General features: G+C 53.0%; 13 protein-coding genes. 6 read left to right on the plus strand and 7 right to left on the minus strand.

All coding sequences use genetic code 11. From position 1 onward, the window contains the following. Positions 1–169 precede the first annotated feature (169 nt). Together I8J29_RS02995 and I8J29_RS03000 are read left to right on the plus strand one after the other, a co-directional pair. Positions 170–1,753 (plus strand): response regulator, encoded by a 1,584-nt coding sequence (locus I8J29_RS02995; protein ID WP_208846131.1) that lies wholly within the window; start codon positions 170–172, stop codon positions 1,751–1,753. Then, positions 1,750–3,501: a cache domain-containing sensor histidine kinase gene (locus I8J29_RS03000; protein ID WP_208846133.1), complete on the plus strand. Its 1,752-nt coding sequence runs from the start codon at positions 1,750–1,752 to the stop codon at positions 3,499–3,501. Before I8J29_RS02995 ends, I8J29_RS03000 begins: the two co-directional genes overlap by 4 nt. Positions 3,502–3,578: 77 nt before the next feature. Here the strand turns inward: I8J29_RS03000 and I8J29_RS03005 are convergent, their stop codons facing one another. The 3 genes from I8J29_RS03005 to I8J29_RS03015 form a co-directional block, all read right to left on the minus strand. Continuing rightward, the gene (locus I8J29_RS03005; RefSeq protein ID WP_208846135.1) at positions 3,579–3,887 is read right to left on the minus strand and encodes a sugar phosphate isomerase/epimerase family protein; all 309 of its coding nucleotides are present in this window, start codon (positions 3,885–3,887) and stop codon (positions 3,579–3,581) included. A gap of 336 nt (positions 3,888–4,223) precedes the next feature. Further along, complete coding sequence (locus I8J29_RS03010) at positions 4,224–4,577, minus strand: hypothetical protein (protein ID WP_208846137.1); 354 nt, start codon at positions 4,575–4,577, stop codon at positions 4,224–4,226. A 173-nt stretch (positions 4,578–4,750) separates the two neighbouring features. Beyond that, complete coding sequence (locus I8J29_RS03015; RefSeq protein WP_208846139.1) at positions 4,751–5,545, minus strand: class I SAM-dependent DNA methyltransferase; 795 nt, start codon at positions 5,543–5,545, stop codon at positions 4,751–4,753. Positions 5,546–5,923: 378 nt separating this feature from the next. On the opposite strand from I8J29_RS03015, the gene I8J29_RS03020 reads away from it, so the two are divergent. From I8J29_RS03020 to I8J29_RS03030, 3 genes are read left to right on the plus strand one after another with little or no spacing between them, the layout of a single operon-like run. Then, positions 5,924–7,471 carry a spore germination protein gene (locus I8J29_RS03020; RefSeq protein WP_208846141.1) on the plus strand — a complete coding sequence of 516 codons (1,548 nt, stop codon included), beginning with the start codon at positions 5,924–5,926 and terminating at the stop codon, positions 7,469–7,471. A gap of 39 nt (positions 7,472–7,510) precedes the next feature. Continuing rightward, complete coding sequence (locus tag I8J29_RS03025) at positions 7,511–8,692, plus strand: Ger(x)C family spore germination protein (protein WP_208846143.1); 1,182 nt, start codon at positions 7,511–7,513, stop codon at positions 8,690–8,692. Further along, complete coding sequence (locus I8J29_RS03030; protein ID WP_208846145.1) at positions 8,689–9,804, plus strand: GerAB/ArcD/ProY family transporter; 1,116 nt, start codon at positions 8,689–8,691, stop codon at positions 9,802–9,804. The genes I8J29_RS03025 and I8J29_RS03030 overlap by 4 nt, the downstream gene beginning before the upstream one ends. A 92-nt stretch (positions 9,805–9,896) precedes the next feature. On the opposite strand, the gene I8J29_RS03035 is transcribed toward I8J29_RS03030, so the two are convergent. Genes I8J29_RS03035 through I8J29_RS03050 form a run of 4 tightly spaced genes read right to left on the minus strand, consistent with a single transcriptional unit; the run spans position 9,897 to position 14,222 of the window. Further along, positions 9,897–10,964, minus strand: coding sequence for a dihydrodipicolinate synthase family protein (locus tag I8J29_RS03035; protein ID WP_208846146.1), 1,068 nt, complete (start codon positions 10,962–10,964; stop codon positions 9,897–9,899). A gap of 4 nt (positions 10,965–10,968) precedes the next feature. Next, complete coding sequence (locus I8J29_RS03040; protein WP_208846254.1) at positions 10,969–11,985, minus strand: NAD-dependent epimerase/dehydratase family protein; 1,017 nt, start codon at positions 11,983–11,985, stop codon at positions 10,969–10,971. Positions 11,986–12,022: 37 nt separating this feature from the next. After that, positions 12,023–13,297: an enolase C-terminal domain-like protein gene (locus tag I8J29_RS03045; RefSeq protein WP_208846148.1), complete on the minus strand. Its 1,275-nt coding sequence runs from the start codon at positions 13,295–13,297 to the stop codon at positions 12,023–12,025. A 1-nt stretch (position 13,298) separates the two neighbouring features. Next, positions 13,299–14,222, minus strand: a complete 924-nt coding sequence (locus tag I8J29_RS03050) for a Gfo/Idh/MocA family protein (protein WP_208846150.1) — start codon at positions 14,220–14,222, stop codon at positions 13,299–13,301. Between the two features lie 258 nt (positions 14,223–14,480). On the opposite strand from I8J29_RS03050, the gene I8J29_RS03055 reads away from it, so the two are divergent. Then, positions 14,481–18,638, plus strand: a complete 4,158-nt coding sequence (locus I8J29_RS03055) for an OmpL47-type beta-barrel domain-containing protein (RefSeq protein ID WP_208846151.1) — start codon at positions 14,481–14,483, stop codon at positions 18,636–18,638. Positions 18,639–18,701 lie beyond the last annotated feature (63 nt).

An 18,701-nucleotide genomic window follows, 5' to 3' on the forward strand; every position in this document is an offset into this window, starting at 1 on the left:
CCCGTATGCGTTCGCTATCTCTCGATTTTCCGATTTCTATTCGGAAAAAACGAACTTTCGTTATAGCCGTTTGACTGAAGCTATTGGAATTGACAGTCCAGGTACTCGAATTTATACTTTGATCTAAGTAATGGATATTATCGTGCGATAATTCGCGGAGGCTCAATGTATGTACACGATAATCGTAGTGGATGACGAACGGCTCACCTTAGATCACCTGGCCAATTATATCGAATGGGAACAAATGTCTTGCCGAGTCATTGCTACTGCGAACAATGGACGAGATGCCTTGAATAAGATTGAAAGCCTCCAACCGGATATTCTCCTGACCGACATCAAAATGCCCGTCATGGATGGCATCGAGCTCTGTAAACAAGTACACGCCCGCTTTCCTGCTATTCAGATCGTATTTCTCAGTGGATACAATGAGTTTGAATATGCTTGTGCCGCGCTGCAGCATGGCGCCTGCGGCTATTTGCTGAAACCGGTCGACAACGAGGAACTGGCGGCCACGATGAAAATGGTCCATCACCGGTGCGAAGAGCAGAAAAACCGTCTTCATTCCACCGTGGTAACAGCTGGAGAATATATGCGCGAACTTCTCCAAATCGGCGGTAATCTGCTCTCCGGCTTAGCGGATGAAGTGACGTCTATCTACAACCGCTATTTACATCTTCCCGCCGAGAACAAAACCTTTTACTTTGTATTTATCAGCATGGACGAGTATATGCTGCTGGCGGAGAATCCTCTTGCTATCGACGCGTCTCCCGGTGATTTTTCCGCCGCGGAAAGATTGGAATTTTTCGTCGCCGGATTGCCCGGCTGCATCCCCGGCGTACTGACCAAGCTGCGCGACGGTCAATGGATTTTCGTCACGCAGGAAGCGAACAGTACCGCGTTTACGCATTGGCGAAATCAGTCCGAGCATGCCGGGCGCTGGATATCGCTATTCTTGACAAGCTCCCCGCAAACCCTGCTTTCTTTCACAAAAAAATGGCCGAATATGCTGAAACTACGCCATTATCTGGTCGCAACTCGCGGCACGGGACTTATTAACGACAGCTGGGAAAACGTGAACGTTACCTGGCGCAAGGAACCTTTTCCCCCAACAACGCGCTTGATTGCCGCCGTACAACAAAACCGCAGAGACCAAGTCGAGGAATGGCTCCATGACTTTTACGATGGCGGTCTGCCGCCCGGAAATGTCAGCCAAGTTTTTGTAGAGACCGTTTCAATCTTTGATTCCGTGTTCTCGGCCATCGGGGCTAACAATCGCCACTTGCAAGACATGATCGAAAAAGATGCCACGTTTCTCGGACGCCTTTCCCTTATGGAAAGCATGCAATCCATGAAAACGCACATGCGGCAAATCCTAAACCTGATGATGGACGAGCTGCAAGCCTCTCCCGTCGACCGGCATATCGAGATCGTCAATGAAGTGTGCAGCATCATTCGCAAAAATTACGGACAGGTTATTTCGGTTGATGAGCTGGCAGAACTTATTTTTCTTTCACCCAACTATCTCCGCACGATTTTCAAGGATATTACCGGAAAAACCTTGCTGGAATACGTAACCCAAATCCGCATGGAAAACGCTTGCATGATGCTGCGGGAAACGAATATCAGGATCCAAGAGATTGCCAAACGAGTCGGCTTCGAAAGCCCCTCCTATTTCGGCTCGGCCTTTTTCAAACGCACGGGGCTCACGCCCAACCAATACCGTACGCATGCGAAAAAGGGATCCCTGCCTTGATTACGCCGAAAAAGCTCTTCCAAAATTTATCTTTGCTGCATAAGTTGCTGCTCATGTTTCTTACGGTAACGATAATCCCTCTATTATTCATTACGGTGTTCTTCTACGATCGTACGGAGCAGCGGCTGTTGGAATTGACCTACGAGAATATGTCCAGCAGCAACCAACAAATCAACAGCAATGTCAATGCTCAATTGGATGGTCTTCGCCAAATTTCATCTCTGATTTATACGGATGAAGCCTTGCAGGTGTATCTGACGCAAACCTACACAACCGACTATTCTACCGTCGAAGCCTACCGATATATCGATGGACTCTTATACAGCATGCTGACCGCGAACAGCAACCTCGCTAGCATCAACCTTTATGTATACAATGAAACCCTTCCGGAGGATGGTCTGTTTCTCAAACATATCACCCCCGAGAATCTGCCGATTCAGTATCTCATTCAATTGCAACAAACCTACGGCAACAATATATTCAGCAACGTGATCCAGGACCAAAAAGGGAAAAACGTGATTTATCTTGGGCGAATTCTCAACTATAATAATCAAAACCAACATTACGGGATGTTGACGATCGGTCTCTACGAAGAACTGCTCTATCGGTTAATCGAAAAAGAAGAGCAAAACAAAAGCGTCTACTTGCTCAATGAAAACAATCAAATCATCTCCGCATCCGATAAATCGCTCTTAAACCTGCCGTTCAGCGAAGCCATCGGCCCCGACTTGTCCAGCAATCAAAAAGTCGTCACCATAAAGGGACAACCCCATTTGCTGGTGTATAACACCATGCAGCATGGTTGGAAAACGGTTTCTCTCACGCCAATTGACGAAATCATGCGTTCATCTCGTAAAACGGCCATGCAAATCGTCGTCATTGCGCTTGTTAGTCTCGGCTTATCCCTCTTCATGATCGTGGTCATCGCCAACTATTTTTCTCGCCGCCTGCGTAAGTTAAACCGTCAAGCATTGAAAGTCGAGCAAGGAAATTTCATCATCTTGCCCGATGATTTCAGCAAGGATGAAATCGGTCAATTAGGCACGGCTTTCAACAAGATGAGCGCGCGTCTCAAAGATCTGATCGATACGCTGTACGTCAAGGAAATTGCCAAGCGCGACGCGGAACTCTATGCCTTGCAAAGTCAGATCAACCCTCATTTTCTTTATAATACGCTGTCGGGCATTTCCTCCCTGGCCATCCGAAACAGCGACATGGAAGTAAGCAAAATCGTGAACCATCTCGCAAGATTCTACCAAGTCTCGCTGAATATGGGGCATCAATTCATTACGCTCGAAAAAGAACTTGCCCTTACCAAACACTATCTTGCCATCCAGCATATGCGCTTTGAAGACAGCTTTATCGAACACTGGGAAATTGACCCAGGCCTGGCATCCAATGAAACGCTAAAACTGTTGCTGCAGCCTTTTGTGGAAAACGCCATTAATCACGCCATCGTTGATGACCATACAAGCTTGAACATTACCATTCGGGTGTACCAATCGGTACATGCCGATGCTCCGGCGCTCTTGCTTGAAATCGAAGACGATGGTTGCGGTATGTCTTCCGATCAGGTAGGAACGATGATATCCAATGAATCGAAAGCCGGGTATGGAATAAAAAACGTTCATGAGCGCGTGCAGCTTGCTTACGGACGAAACTACGGCGTTACCATTCGCAGTCAAGTCGGAAGCGGGACGAAAATTATCATCATGCTGCCGTTGCAGCAGCAGCTGAACAAGCGTTGACGATTAAAGCTAAAACCCGCACGGGAATCTAGCCCTCGTGCGACGGAAGTAGCCATGGGTCTCGTAAGTGAAGTCCCCTAACCGATCGAGGCCAAACCCGACATGACGTCCTCCCAATCGATCGTCCCTTGGTACGGAAGCAGATGCGCATCCATCAATCCATGATTATCCTGGATATGGACAGCCTTGAGCAGCGAGCCAAGGACGCGAAGGGAATCGCCTTGACGCAGGCTTTGAATATGTGCATGCCCCGTATCCCAGCAAGCGCCAAACAGCGGATGGTTCAAACTCCCGACCAGCTCCGCCAGCTCCTCGGCCGCGGCGCAGTAGCTGCGCAGCGGTCGGCCGCTGCCTCTTGGCCGGTCGAACATGTTTTCGAGCGCCACGCCGACAACCCCCGCTGCATGCTGTCGAAGGCTGCGCCGTGAATAAGCCCGTGCGTTTGCGTGAACGCGGCCCATCCTGCCTCTGAAGTCTTTACGGCTACCCACGTTATGACCCCACCTAACCTGGAAAACGTTGCACGTCCGATTTTACCCTCCCACCATGTGCCTCGCGTTAAGGAAATGCCAATTATTTGTTAAGCTTCTCTACCACGCCTGTTCGCTATATAAAACGAGCCCGTTGGTAAGGTGAACGATAATCTTGTGGAGCAGTGCGACGGAGCAGTAAAAAAAGGAGCGAAAGCTCGCTCCCTTCCGGTTGCTCCATCCATTCCTTCTTCATACAATTCTTGTTAATTCGCTGTTGATTACTCGATGTGCGGCAACAAAACGGTCTTTCGGACTAATCCCAAAAGAGGCAAAATGGACCTTTAGATGATCGGTACTAAATTGTACTTCATACTGCTTCGCATTTCCCACAAAAAAGCTATTATATGTGGATGCGTTCGGTTTTACAATAAACGCAGCGTTATGAATCAATTTCTTCTTCCCGTTTAATGCATATACTTTGATTCTTACTTTAGCATTTACACGTTGATTCTGATTTAACGCGTTTACAACAATATCTTTGGAAACAGTCTTATCTTTTTCCGTTAAATTATTCAGAGGTCCAGTCGTATATCTTCGAATCATATATTACTCCCCCTTTCATAAAGCGAGAAAGTCATGTCGCTGTAATAGCTTATTCATTCAGAGGTTTATCTGATTGGACGGAGCCTTCCTTCCTCCAAACTGCGTGGAGAGGGCAAACTTAATCGTACGATTATTGAGCTGTCGTGTTCCATTAGCGTAACTGGGACGCGATTTTATTTTCGACAGATAAAGATCAGTTCCTTGTGGTCTGCGGTAGCTGGTTCGTCGCTGAAATCTCCAAAAATCCGTATGTCGCCGAAGCCTGCGCGCTCAAGCATGAACACCAACTCGTTCTTCGTATAGTCATCCAACTTTTGCGTATGAACTTCCTCCTTGATAAGCTCTCCTTCGTGCCACAGCCGGACTCGTATCTGACGGGTGGCGACGTTCTCCAAGGGATCTGTCTCAAGTGACCGGGCAGCTATTTCCAGCTCTGTGCCGTCGGCCAGGCGCTGGCGCTCACTGGATGCGGGCCATCCCTCGGGTTTAACTTGCCTGTACTCTGGCAACCTCGCCAGCCAAGCGGGCGGGTCGTTCCATCGCACCGCATAGTTAAATGCGAACGTTCCGCCTGGACGTAGATGCTCGTGGCAGCGCTGCATAGCCTGCATCGTCAGACGATGCTCTCCACCAAGACCAATTACCCCGCAAGCAAATATCGTCCTATAGCGCCGGGGCAGATCCAGCTCGTGCATGGCCTGCGCATAGAGCCTGGGTGAAAGGCCTTGCTTTGCTGCCCGCTCCTGACAGACTGCAAGCATATCCTCGGAGTAATCGCAGCCATCCACATCCAGACCAGCCTGCAAAAAGTTGAGCAACAAGCGTCCGCTGCCGCAGCCCAGATCAAGCGCCGGTTGTCCGGACGTCTCGATCAGCTTCTTGTAGTATGCCCCTTCGGGACCAGCCTCCGCAGCATTCGCCCACGATTGCGCGACAAGGCCATAGTGCCATATTTGCGGTCGTTGCATACATTCATGACCTCCTTCTATTCCTCTTTGGGAAGTTGCTCTCGTGAGTCCCGCCTTAAATTAACTCGCCGATTAAACAGGGAAATTTATACATATTTCAGTTTATTAAATAAATCACATTTGTGGTCGGTAAAAATCACTATAAATTGAACTATCCAGCCCCGTTAGATGAACACTCTTTTACGTCCTTGGACACTCATCATTGCGGCCGGCGCGCTTAATCGCTGCCTCCTATCCATTGAACGCATCACCTATGCGGAAATCATCCAGTCCAGTGGATATGACTCCTCCCACAAGCTACTGTACGGCTTTTTGCAGCCAGTCCGACACATATCTCCTTCATTGGATGGAAATGTTAATGAATAAGGAGTGAGCACGATGGTAATGAATACTCGTCAGAATAGGAGCCTTCCGGACGAAGCCGTCGGCCTGAAGCCGGAATTCGATTATAACGGGCCTCTCAGCGCAGCGCTTGTTGAGAACGAGGCGAAGCTCCGTACCATATTCGATAAATGCGGCGACTGTAAATTCCATCGCTTTCAGATTGCCACGACCTGCGAGGCTCTGATCGTTTATTTGCCGGGACTGATCAGTCACGAGTTCCTGGAACAAGCCGTAATGAGGCCGATGTTTGCGCTGGATGCTATTGCGGAGGGCAACCGAATTGACATGGCCTCCTTTATGAGATACCACGTGCTGCATTCCCTCTCGATCGTCACGGTGGCGTCATACGAAGAGACGGTGAATGGCATTTTATCTGGTAATACCGCCATTTTGTTCGAAGGCACCGCCGAAGCAGTCCTGATTGAGACGGCTTATCTTCATGATCGGACCATTACGGAGCCGAATTCGGAGCTCACCCTGCGTGGCGCGAGAGAAGGATTTATCGAGAATATTCAGACCAACCTGAGCATGCTTAGGCGAAAAATCAAAAGCGAGCGGCTGAAGGCGGAGCCGGTCACGATCGGCGACGTCACCAGGACTCAGGTCGAGATCGTCTATCTGTCGGGCATTGTGAATCCGAGGGTCCTTGACGAAGTCAAACGCCGTCTGGCTGCGGTGAAGCTGGACGGCGTGCTGGAGAGCGGTTATATCGAGGAATGGCTGGAGGATACGCCCTGGTCTCCCTTTCCCCAGGTGCAGAATACGGAACGCCCCGACGTACTCGCCGCGAATCTGCTCGAGGCCAAGGTCGGCATACTGGTGGACGGCACGCCTTTTGCGCTGATCGTCCCATTTGTCTTCTGGGGCGGGCTGCAGGCGGCCGAAGACTATTACGAACGCTTCGTCTACGCGTCGCTCATTCGTATTCTACGCCTGGTGCTTCTGCTGCTTTCCTTGATGCTGCCTTCCATCTATGTGGCGATCACTACCTTCCATCCTCAGATGATGCCGACCAATCTGCTGCTTAGCTTCGCGTCGGCGGTCGAACCCAGCCCTTTTCCGGCGCTAATCGAAGCCTTACTCATGGAATTTCTATTTGAGGTATTGCGGGAAGCAGGCATACGGCTACCCAAGCAAGTCGGTTCAGCCATCAGCATCGTCGGCGCGCTCGTCATCGGGCAGGCCGCCGTCCAGGCAGGCATCATCTCTGCTCCAATGGTCATCGTTGTATCGCTTACCGGGATCGCCTCATTCGCCATTCCGCGTTACAGCTTCGCCATCGCGTTCCGGATACTGCGTTTTCCGTTGCTGATCGTCTCCGGTATGTTCGGCATTATCGGTCTGTCCATCGGCTTAATGTTTATTCTTATCCATTTGGTAAATCTGGAGTCTATAGGCATTCCTTACCTAACCCCGGTCGCACCGGTTAACCTTAAGAATTTGAACGATGTCATCGTGCGGGTACCGCGTCGCTTCTTACGCGAGCTGCCTGCCGCCATCGCAGGGCGGAAAATGAGGCGCTACCGTCAGACGAAAGAGTGAACGAATCGGGCAGGGGTTCCGAATAAGGAGCGAGACTTAATGATTCGAATACTATCGGCGGTACTGCTGGCTTACGCGGTTATATTGCCGCTTGCGGGCTGCTGGAGCAAGCATGAGCTTAGGGATGTAGGCCTCATTTTGGGCTGGGGAATGGATAGAGACAAGAACGGAGCCTATATCGGCTCGGCGCAAATTGCCATTCCATCGCGAATTACCCTAGGCCAGGGCGGTAGCGGGAAGGACACGCCTCCTTATATTACGCTCAGCGGAAAGGGCAAAGATATCCTGGAGGCAGCGTCGGATATCCAGCTGAAAACGTCACGGCTTTTGTTTGCCGGCCACCGGCAAAATATATTTATCGGCGAAAAACTGGCTCGCTACGGGTTAATTGAAATTCTTGACGAATACAGCCGCAATCCCAATGTTCGGCTGCGAACCGACATTTTTGTCGTTAAGGGCGGTACAGCCAAAGAGATTCTAAATGCGGATCAGCCCTTCGAACGCGAACCCGCGCAGGAGTTCAGCAAACTCTTCGGGACGATCTCCGGAGCTCGGTTAAAGTCCTTTCTTCAGCTTTTACAGGATGCCGGCGAAAGGGGCAGCTGCGTGTCCATTCCGGCCTTCACTTCCGATCTCCGAACAGAAAGACACCACATCTACAAATGGGCTGGCGAAGGCGTTTTTAATAAGAATTTGCAATTGATCGGCTATTTGGACGCGATTGAGTCGCAGCTGCTGATGTGGATGCAAGATCAGCAGCAACCCGCCTTCTCCTACACCTTACCCGTGAAATCAGAAGGCGCGGTGGCCTCGATGGACATCCAGCATTTGCGAGGCCGCATCAGTAGCTCGGTAAGCAATGACAAGCCGTCCTTCCGCGTCACGTTAACCGGCAAGGTATTCCTTCGGGAGAATGAGTCCAAGGTCAATCTCAGTGCCAATAACGCGATGGAAATCCTTGAGCAAAAGCTGAACCGGAGCATCAAGAGCGATGCGGAAAAAATGATTGAGCGCGTTCAGAAAAGGCTTCGGTCCGACGTCCTGCATTTCGGCAGACAATTGCACCGAGAGCATCCCTATGCGTGGAAGCGTATGAAAAACAACTGGGACTCCGTTTATTTTCCAGATGCGGAGGTTAAGGTGGATACGCGCGTCACCCTCGTCAAAATTGGATTGACGGGTACCCCCCAGCATCTTGAGCGAAGGCAGGTCATTCCATGAAATCCGATTACTCCATGACATCCAATCAGGTGATGTGGCTGCTGGCTACGATGAATTTCGGGACCACCGTGCTGCTAAGCTTTACCGGGACCATTACAATCGCTGGTCAGGACGCTTGGATCTCCGTTATTTTATCGGGAGCGGGTTCCCTTTTTCAAGCGTTCGTCGCACTGCGCCTCGCCTCCCTCTTCCCGAACAAGACACTTAGTGAATTCAGCCAGATCCTCCTGGGAAAATGGGGCGGCTACATGATTACACTCGTATATATGGTTATGTTGTTGTTGATGATTCCCTTCGTCCTTAGACAAGGCGCCGATTTTGTCACAATCGCGGTGCTTCAGGATACGCCCATCTCGGTAGTAAGCGGATTAATCTGCCTGCCTTGCTTATATCTCGTCATGTTCGGTCTTAAGTCGCTAGTCCGTTGCAGCGAGGTAATCGGGCCGATCGTATACGCGCTCGTTTTGCTTCTGCTCATCGTGCTGGTGAAGGACGTCAACCTCCACAACCTGCGGCCTATTTACGCCGATACCGGGGCGGCGAATATTATGAGGGGATCGCTAGGCATGATGAGCTATTTATGCGAATCCGTACTGCTGCTCCTGCTGCCGCCTTTCATGAGCGATTCTGTCAAGGCGAAGCGTCGGGGATTTATACTTGGAATTCTAATCGCATGGCTGTTCCTGTCCTTGTTCTTGCTATTCGTCCTCATGATATTCGGTCCCGATCTTTCCAGCAAGATGTGGTATCCGGCTTATGGAGCGGTTAGGTTTATATCCTTTGGGGGCTTTATTGAGCGTGTCGATCCGATCGGAGTACTGATTTGGATGTATTGCATGGTAATTAAGTTATCCTTATTCATTTTGATGGCTGCCTATAATCTGTCCAAGTGGCTTCAACTTAAGAAATGGAAAAGCAGCGTGTTGATCATCGTTGTGGCGGGATATATAGGCTCGCTTGTTCCGCATAATATCATCAACATGCAAAAGTACTTTCCCGAGCGGATTTGGCTCCCTTGGATTTTCCCCATCAATCTGGTGCTCATTCCCCTGTTGCTATGGATGTCATCGATTATTCGCCGGTGCAGAATTCCGGATACGGGAAGGCAATGAATTTCTGTAGAGGAACTTCGAAAGTATCTGTTAGCACCGACGACGGCAACCAATCGTTCTAAGGCCGGCTTGAATCCCATCGGGCCGCCTCCTTACGCAAGCCAATCGGCTAAATGAGCCTGTACGAAATCGTCGTCATTCAAATGCGGGTACTCCGCGTACGCGCGGTCGATCTCGTCCTGCTGACCGCCGGAAAGCTCCTCGTGCGGATTCAGGCACCACGTCCCCTTAAGCAAGCCCTGCCTCCGCAATACTTCATGTATGCCGGGAATACAACCCGCAAACCCGTGCGCGGGATCGAAAAACGCGGCATTCGTATCCGTCACTTCAACATTGCGGGAAAGCCATTCGAGCGAGAGGTTGCCTTGCTTGCGGGCGGATTTGATTTCCTCGAGCAGCTCGACCGCCTTGCGCGTCCACACGGCCCAGTGGCCCAGCAAGCCGCCGACGATTCTTTTCTCGAACGTTCGCCCGTTCACGTTGAACCGGTAAACGGTCAGCAAATCGTTCACGATATTGTCGTCGTTGCCCGTATACAGCGCGATTTCGTCTCGACGGTCGGAGCAGCATACGGCGCGGGCGACATCGATCGTCTGGTAGCGGTTGAACGGTGCGATCTTGATCGCGACGACGCCGGGAATGTCCGCGAACGCCCGCCAGAAATCGAAGCTGAATAGCCTGCCGCCGACGGAAGGCTGCAAATAAAAACCGATCACCGGCATGACTTGCGCCGCCCTCTCCGTCCGCTTTAAGAGGTCTGATTCGGTTAATCCTTGAAGACCGCCCATGCTGAGCAGCCCCGCGTCGTACCCGAGTCCCTTGGCGATTTCGGCTTCGGCAATCGCCTGCTCGACCGGACCGCACAAGCCCGCGACCCGGACGAATGGGCGCCGCAGCCCCGCGCGGTCCACCTCCTCCGAGGCTAATCGCAGCACTTTCCCGTATAAATTGAATTGAGGCTCGCGAATTTCGAATTGGGTGGTATGAACCCCAACGGCGACGCCGCCAGCACCCGAGGCGATGTAATAGCGGGTTAAGGCGCGCTGACGTTTTTCGTCGAGCTGCCTGTTTTCATCCAAAGCGAGCGGGTGGGCGGGAATGACAAGACCGTCATGGAGCGCGCGCTGCTGCTCCGCGCTTAGGGGACGATAGCTGGTCACGGCTTTAGAACGTCCCCTTTCTTTCTTGGAAGTGAGTCGGCTTGTTCAGCGTCGGTCCGCCGGCTTCCACCCATTCGGCGACCCAATCGATCATTTGCAGCAACGATACGCGCGGGTAACCGAACATCTGCTGGCATTTCGCGGCGTTGTTAAGCAGCGCGCTGTCGGATTCCGTCCCTTCGAAGACGGGCGCGATGCCAAGACGTCTGCCGAATTCCTCCGCCGCCCATCGGATCGATACCGTCTCCGGTCCCGTAACGTTCAGGAATCGGACCGGCGTCTCGCATGCGAGCAAGGAGCGGATGGCGATCTCGTTGGCATCCCCCTGCCAAATAACGTTCGCGTAGCCCATAGCCAGATTGATCGGCTTGCCGGCCTTTACGGATTCGGCGATTTCGAGCAGTACCCCGTAACGCATGTCGATGGCGTAGTTGAGCCGATAGATAACCATCGGGATGCGATGCTTCTTAGCAAAGTATTCAAACACGCGTTCGCGCCCTAGACAGGATTGACCGTATTCCCCCACCGGCGAAGGGGACGTCGCTTCGCTTGCTCCGCCATACCCGACCTGCGTGAACGGATAGACGTTTCCGGAGGAGAACGCGACGATGCGCGACTTCCGATACTTTTCGGCCACCCGGCCGGGCAGATACGCATTCATCGCCCATGTGAACGATTCGTTGCCGGTCGTGCCGAATTTGTTGCCCGCCAAGTAAATGACGTTCGGGACTTCGGGCAGCTTTTGGAGCTGCTCGTCGTCCAGCAAGTCGCAGGCGATCGTCTGCACGCCATCCGCTTCGAGCTGCTCGCGAAGGCCTTTCTCGGAAAACCGGGATACCCCGATTACGTTTTTGTCGGCGCCCGTTTCTCTGATCGCGTTGATCAGTAGACGAGCCAAGCTCGGTCCCATCTTCCCTCCGACGCCGAGCAGCACGATATCTCCCTCGATCTTCTTCAAGTCTGCCAGTAACGCTTCCGACGGATCCGCTAGTTTCGCTTCCAATTGTTCGATGGTGTTCAGTTTCTTTCCCTCCCCAGGGCAGAAGTTTGCCTTGCGCTCAGCTATATTCGCTGCCGCCGAATAGGCCGCCGCTATGCGCGTAGAACTCAGGCAGCAAGCGAAATTGCCCGTCCTTTGCGTTGATCCAGCTGCCGTCAGGCATAGGATGCTTCTCCTTCATGACTTCCCAATTGACATAGTTTTGTTTGCCATTCGATTCAATCAAGCCCATGGAAAGTCCGGGCACGGGCGGTAAATGCGCTGCAAGATTCTTATTCCAATCCACCATGATCGGATTTGCGGTCAAGTCCGCGCAGAAGCACGGAATCCCATGCTCGCCGGCTAGCTTCGCGACACGCAAACTTACGCTCATCGTCTTGGCCACCGGCTTTAAGGCCATGGCCCCGTATCCCATTTGGATACGTTCCAAAGCATCTTTTTCATCATGCACGCTTTCATCGCCTGCCACCCGGACCGGCAGATCGGATACATCCACGCGCACATGCTCCGGAAACGGCTCTTCCACCAATAAAATGTGCTCGATCGCCCCGCTGCGCTCAGCGGCATCCAGCAGTCTCCACAGCAGTTCCTTGCGCTCGTACCGTCCGTTGATGTCGAGATAATAGGCGATTTTTCCATGATCCGTATGCATGCAGGTCCGGCTCCCGGCAATTCGATGTATCTCCGTCAATCGATGAATATCCCATGCCAGCATTTTCTCGGGGTCGCCGTCCTGGTTCGGATCCGAGCCCAATTTGATTTTCAGCACGAAATAACCCTCGTCGAGCAAAGCCTTGACATCCGCCTCCGTCATTCCATAAGAAACGACGGGCGTGCAGGCAAGCCGATCATGCCGGGCCGACAGCACGGAGCGGTACGCCTCCGGGATCAAGTCTATGAAACGTGAACCGGGTGATTGATGGCCGAGCAGCATCCAAGCCGCATGATCGACGGGAACGAGCGCGTTCAGCGCAAAGGTAGCTCTGAGCGGGTCCCCGTCCCAAACGCGGTCAGCATATTCATAGGCTTGCGCCGCTAGCGGATCCAACATGTCCATGGGGGTAGTAAATGACGTGTTGCGGGCTGCCATTAACGCATGGCTTGTAATCTCGTTCATGAATAAATTGCCGCGCTCGTTGCCCCAACGTTTATAGACCTTCGGATCGGACCATAGAATGCTCTGGACGCCAAGCCCAACGCCGATGTTTCCTTCCAGATCCTCCATGGACACGATGGTTTGCCAAAGCTCGTTGACGTACCCGCCTTTGAAGCCGAATGGCGCAAGCAGCGGTTCTCGCGCAATCGTAAGATTCGCGTTCTTGATCGTGATCATCTTATAGCCCCTTCGCTTTCATTCGGTATTGTGCAGCGAACGCTGCCCCTTCGTAACCCGGATCTTCGTCCGATAATTGCTTTAAGGCTACCTCCTGCCCGCCCAGCGACAACGATTTTCTCGCGGCCACCGCGGCGAGCTCGGCCTCCAGCAGTTGACTGATCGCCGCGGCGGGTCCCGCTTCCCCAGCCAAGTAGGGCAGGCTCGCCTCCAAAAAAGCACGATATAATCGGCTGCTATCCGCTTGCAGATGCTTCACCGTATGCTCGGTCACGACCGTCGCATAAAAAGGCAAGTAGCCCTGCGTAGCTCCGACGCTGAGGAATCCCTTGCGCCCGTCCTTCCATAGAAGCTCAATCTGATGCTGAAGATGCACGCCCGCGGATCGCACGCTTTCGATGCCCGGTCCCATGATGGCCTGCAGGAAATAAAACGCATGGATGCCGTAATTAAAGTCATCCACGGAGCAGCCCGCGAGTACGGTCACGATCGGATCGCCCGGATCCTGCTGCCGATGCCAATCCGCGGCTTCTTCGCAGACGCTTAACGATGAACCTCCCGTAATACGGACGCCGCTGCGTTCCCACTCCAGGAGCTGCCGGATGTCGCGGATGTTTCCTGCCATAGGCTTATCGATCAATACGGCTTTACCCGCCTCGACGAACGGACGCGCACGTTCGACATGCAAATCCCAATCCACGCTATGGATCATGACCGCGTCTACGATTGGAGCCATTTCTTCCAGCGATTCGCAAATAACGTTGATGTTGTGCTTCTTGGCGAATTGAGAGGCATAACCGGATTCATGCACGGTTCCCCCATCAAATACCGCGATCACCTGATGGCCTAATTCCTTGATGATCGGCACCCAATTGCCCGGATGCGACGTGTCCAGATCTACGATTCCGATTCGCAGCGGCTGCATGCGTTTGCCTCCCATTCCGGGCTCTAACCTGTCGATGCCTTAACCTTAACAAGGCCTTCCAGGAAATAAAAGTGCTAGATCTGCACTTTTCTCTACTGCCGGCACGGTATGGGCGGAAATTTCGCGAATCGCCCCGTCTTCAAGAGCACGACCGGCAAATTCCCGCGGTGCACAAAAGTATAGATTATGCAGCTCGATACAAGAGGAAAGTACGGATATTGGACTATATATTATTTGGCGAATTGATAAGTTAGAAGTATGGATAATGTCCATGACCACTTATCGAGGAGGCATTGCGTAATGCGAACAAAAACGAGGCTTGGCTTTGGCTTAGCGTTAACGTTGACGCTTGGCTTAATCGGCGATTTGCTGCCCGCGCCAAGCGTATTCGCCGCTGAAACGACGACCTACTACGTGGCTGCGAACGGAAGCGACTCCGCAGCGGGGGATTCAGAGGCGGCCCCCTTCAAAACCATCAATAAATGCGCCCAAATCATGCAGGCCGGCGATACGTGCATCATCGCATCGGGTACATACCGAGAGACGGTTACTCCGGCTGCGTCGGGCACAACCGGTTCCCCCATCACCTTTCAGACGGCTCCCGGCGCGAACGTTATTGTAAGCGGTACCGAGCCTATCGGCGGATGGACGCAGCACGCCGGGAATATTTACAAAGCCGATTTATCCTGGAGCCTTGGAAAAGAAAACCAGCTATTCATGAATAACGGCGCTGCCGTTGCCCCGCTTTGGGAAGCGCGCTGGCCGAATATCGGCGAATACACGCTGCCGGGACTGAAAGCAGGCGTTGCCACCGCAGATGCAGGATCGGCGACGTCCATCGTGGATGCCAGTTTGACGCAGCCGGCCGACTTCTGGAAGAACGCCTTGGTATGGGAACGAGGCGGGAACGCTTACCAAGGCATGACCAGCAAGGTTACGGGCTATAACAGTGCGACGCATACCCTCACGTATGAACCGATTACGGGCGATTACGCGGAACTTTATCCTCGCCTCGGCAGCACGTATTTCCTCAGCGGCATTCTGGGCGCCTTGGATGCGCCGAACGAGTGGTATGTGGACGAGGCAGCGAAGAAGGTATACTTGTGGGCGCCGGACGGGGGAATTCCCGCCAACGTCGAGGTCAAGAAGCGCCTGACGGCCTTTAATTTGAACGGAAAATCAAATATTGTCTTGCAGGGGATCCATACCTTTGCCGCCAACATTACGATGAACGGTTCAAGCCATAACGTGTTGGACGGCATTCAGGCTGATTACGTATATTTTTCTAATTTCTCCCAGAATACGACGAATCCGGATCAGCTCAACGGCGGAGTCAGCATCGTTGGCGACAACAACGAGATCAAGAACAGTACGATCGCCTATTCCTCGGGAACATTAATCAATATCGAGGGGAACGGCAACCGCATCGTGAACAACGTCATTCATGACGGCAGCTACATGGCCTCCTACGATCCGTTGATCAAGCTTTCGAGCGGCACCGGCAACCTGATCAGCCGCAACGAGATTCGCGGTTCCGGAAGATTCAACATCTATTGGCGGTCGGGCAGCGGAGAGATTTCTTATAACGATATTTCTGAAGGCATGTGGCTTTCCCGTGACGGCGCGCTGCTCTATAGCTGGGGCCTCGATATGGGTAACAGCAACATTCACCATAACCTGATTCACGACAGCAAGGGCTCCGATATGAGCGTCGGCCTCTATTTTGATAATTACGCGAACAACGTCGTCGCCCATCATAACGTCATCTACAACAACGACGTGGGAATTCAGCTCAATACGCCGGGCAATTACAGACTCGTCTATAACAACACGGTCGTGAACAATACGACCGGCAGCGCGGGATTTTGGGGATCCCCGCCTTATAATCAGGAGTTGTTCGGATCGCGGGTGTTCAATAACATCTTCACGAACAGCGTCTCTTTAACGGCCGACACGGCGAACGGGTACAATACGACGTCGAGCGTCGGCGTAAACTTCGTGAATCCCGCGTCGAACGACTTCCGGTTGAAAGCCAGTTCAACGGCAATCAACGCAGGGGCGATCATCAAGGGAATTACGGACGGTTACGCAGGTCCGGCTCCGGATGCGGGCGCTTATGAATTCGGCGGGACCGATTGGCAGGCAGGGCCGGATTGGGTCCATCCTCCAAACGCGGTCTACGTCCCCGTCGACACGTCTTATATGAATCTTATCCAGAACAGCGGCTTTTACGGCAATACGGATAAGTGGCTGAAATGGACGACGAACGGCACCACCGACGTCCAGCAAGTGCCCGCCTCTCCCGACTGGCAGGTGAGAGGAAGACAATTCCGTTTGAAGCTGGGGCCGGGCGGAGCCGGCGTGGAGCAAAAAATCACGGGTCTTAAGCCGGACACCGACTATAAATTCGTGGCTTGGGTGTACAACGAGCCTGGCGAATCTATCGTTCTCGGCGTATTCAATTACGGCGGCAACGCCATCGATATCACTTCGAAGGATACGCAGTTCGTTCGCAAAGAGATTACGTTCCGAACAGGCCCTGCGAATACGGATGCCAGAGTGCGCATCTATAAACCGGCATCGGCAACGGGCATTTCGTACGCGGACGATACCGGACTCATCGAAAACACCCCGTTCGATTCCGGCGTTAGCCAAAGCCTTCTGAAGGACGTACAGTTCTCGTCTCCGACGAATCTGTTCACGGTCGGACAGGAAGGAACGCTGAGTCTAACAGGGACGCTGCAGAACGGCTCGCCGGCGGATCTCTCCGCAGCCGACGTCCAGGTCGTTTCCAGCGATCCCCAGGTTCTCCGCATCGATGGCGTAAGCAAGGGTGCCGCTTCGATAACGGCCCTGTCGGAAGGTCAAGTCACCTTATCGGCGACCGTCTCGATGGACGGGATTACCAAAGCGGCTACGCAGATCTTGACGGTCTTCCCTACCGGAGGAACGGATACCGGCTCGACGGGTTGGACGGTAAAGCAATACGGCCCCCACAGCAAGGGCTTCGTCTCGGTCGGTACCGATGCCAGCTACTCGCTTGTCGGCGTCGGGGATAATGTTTGGGACAAATCGGATGATTTCGTATTCCTTAGCAAAAACGTTCATTTATCCGACCCCAATAGTAAAGTCACGCTGACGGCGACGATCGATGCCTTTGATTTTCCGGATCCGGCTTCGGTCGGCTTAATGATGCGCGCCAAGGATACGGCGGATTCGAAGCATGTTCAGTTCCGCACGGACGGCACCGGCAAAGTGCTCCGATACGTATTCCGCAACGACGAAAGCATCTTGGACGCACAGAAGCCTCCGGCCGAGCAGCAATACTGGGGATCGGCGACAGGACTGCTTCTGGACTATGCGGGCAAGAGCATCGGCGCCCCGTTCCGGATGAAGCTGGTCAAGGAAGGCAGCACGGTTACAGGCTATTACTATAAAGATTCGGGGTGGCAGTCCATCGGTTCCGCGAACGTGGAATTCGACGGACCCGATTTCCTGGCCGGCATCGGGCTGTTCTCGGGAAGCGGAAAGCCGCCGGTCAAGGCGGTCATCTCGCAGCTGGACGTACAAACGGAAGAAGTCCTTTCCTCCGTTTCGATGACGGCGGACAGCATGTATCTGGGAGCCGAATCCTCGGCTGCGCTGACGGTGACGGGCTCCGCATCCGACGGAAAGCAAACGGATTTGAGCCAGGCGACGATCGTATACGAAAGCGATGATCCTGCGGTCGCGATCGTCGATGGCAATGGCATCGTAACCGCGACCGGAGAAGGCATTACCTCGGTTCATGCTTCGGTTACGCTCGCAGGCGTCACGAAAGAAGCGAATGTCTCGTTCCTTGCGGACTTGACGCCTCCTTCTACGATCGCCGAAGCCGTAGACGGTACGCATACCTCAGTTGCCCTCTTGGCGATCGACAATCTGTCCGGCATCGCGAGAACCGAATACCGAATCGGCGACAGCGGGAACTGGAGCACCTATTCCGGTCTTATCTCGCTTGAGCGCGGCGTCACTCAAACGGTACAGTATCGTTCCACCGATAAAGCGGGCAATGCGGAGGCCGTCCAATCCATCGTCATCGGCCTTGACCGAACGCCTCCGACGTTGACCGTGACGCTGGACAAAACATCGCTTTGGCCGGCCAACCATAAGATGGTCCCCGTCCAAGCCACCTTGAACGCAAGCGATGCGGAATCCGGGGTTGCTTCGATTATCTTGACCTCCATCACTTGCAGCGACCCTAACGCCAGCGCCAACGATATTCAAGCGCAAATCGGGACTTCTGCTGCGACGTTCAGCCTGCGCGCCGAGAAGGATCGCAGCTATACCATCCTTTACACGGTTACCGATAACGCGGGCAATGAAACCGTCGTGACCAGCGTTGTCACCGTTCCCCATGACCAGTCCGGCAATTAAGAAGCTTACTGCGAGAACTACGATGACTCGGTACCGATGCATGAATGAACAGGCTCGCTAACG

The organism is Paenibacillus artemisiicola (assembly GCF_017652985.1).
Taxonomy (GTDB): domain Bacteria; phylum Bacillota; class Bacilli; order Paenibacillales; family Paenibacillaceae; genus Paenibacillus_Z; species Paenibacillus_Z artemisiicola.

What these genes read in the sequence shown, in the direction of transcription:
- I8J29_RS02995 (WP_208846131.1), top strand. Translation starts at nt 170, where the DNA reads ATGTACACGATAATCGTAGTGGATGACGAACGGCTCACCTTAGATCAC.
- I8J29_RS03010 (WP_208846137.1), bottom strand. Translation starts at nt 4,577, where the DNA reads ATGATTCGAAGATATACGACTGGACCTCTGAATAATTTAACGGAAAAA.
- I8J29_RS03015 (WP_208846139.1), bottom strand. Translation starts at nt 5,545, where the DNA reads ATGCAACGACCGCAAATATGGCACTATGGCCTTGTCGCGCAATCGTGG.
- I8J29_RS03020 (WP_208846141.1), top strand. Translation starts at nt 5,924, where the DNA reads ATGGTAATGAATACTCGTCAGAATAGGAGCCTTCCGGACGAAGCCGTC.
- I8J29_RS03025 (WP_208846143.1), top strand. Translation starts at nt 7,511, where the DNA reads ATGATTCGAATACTATCGGCGGTACTGCTGGCTTACGCGGTTATATTG.
- I8J29_RS03030 (WP_208846145.1), top strand. Translation starts at nt 8,689, where the DNA reads ATGAAATCCGATTACTCCATGACATCCAATCAGGTGATGTGGCTGCTG.
- I8J29_RS03045 (WP_208846148.1), bottom strand. Translation starts at nt 13,297, where the DNA reads ATGATCACGATCAAGAACGCGAATCTTACGATTGCGCGAGAACCGCTG.
- I8J29_RS03050 (WP_208846150.1), bottom strand. Translation starts at nt 14,222, where the DNA reads ATGCAGCCGCTGCGAATCGGAATCGTAGATCTGGACACGTCGCATCCG.
- I8J29_RS03055 (WP_208846151.1), top strand. Translation starts at nt 14,481, where the DNA reads ATGGATAATGTCCATGACCACTTATCGAGGAGGCATTGCGTAATGCGA.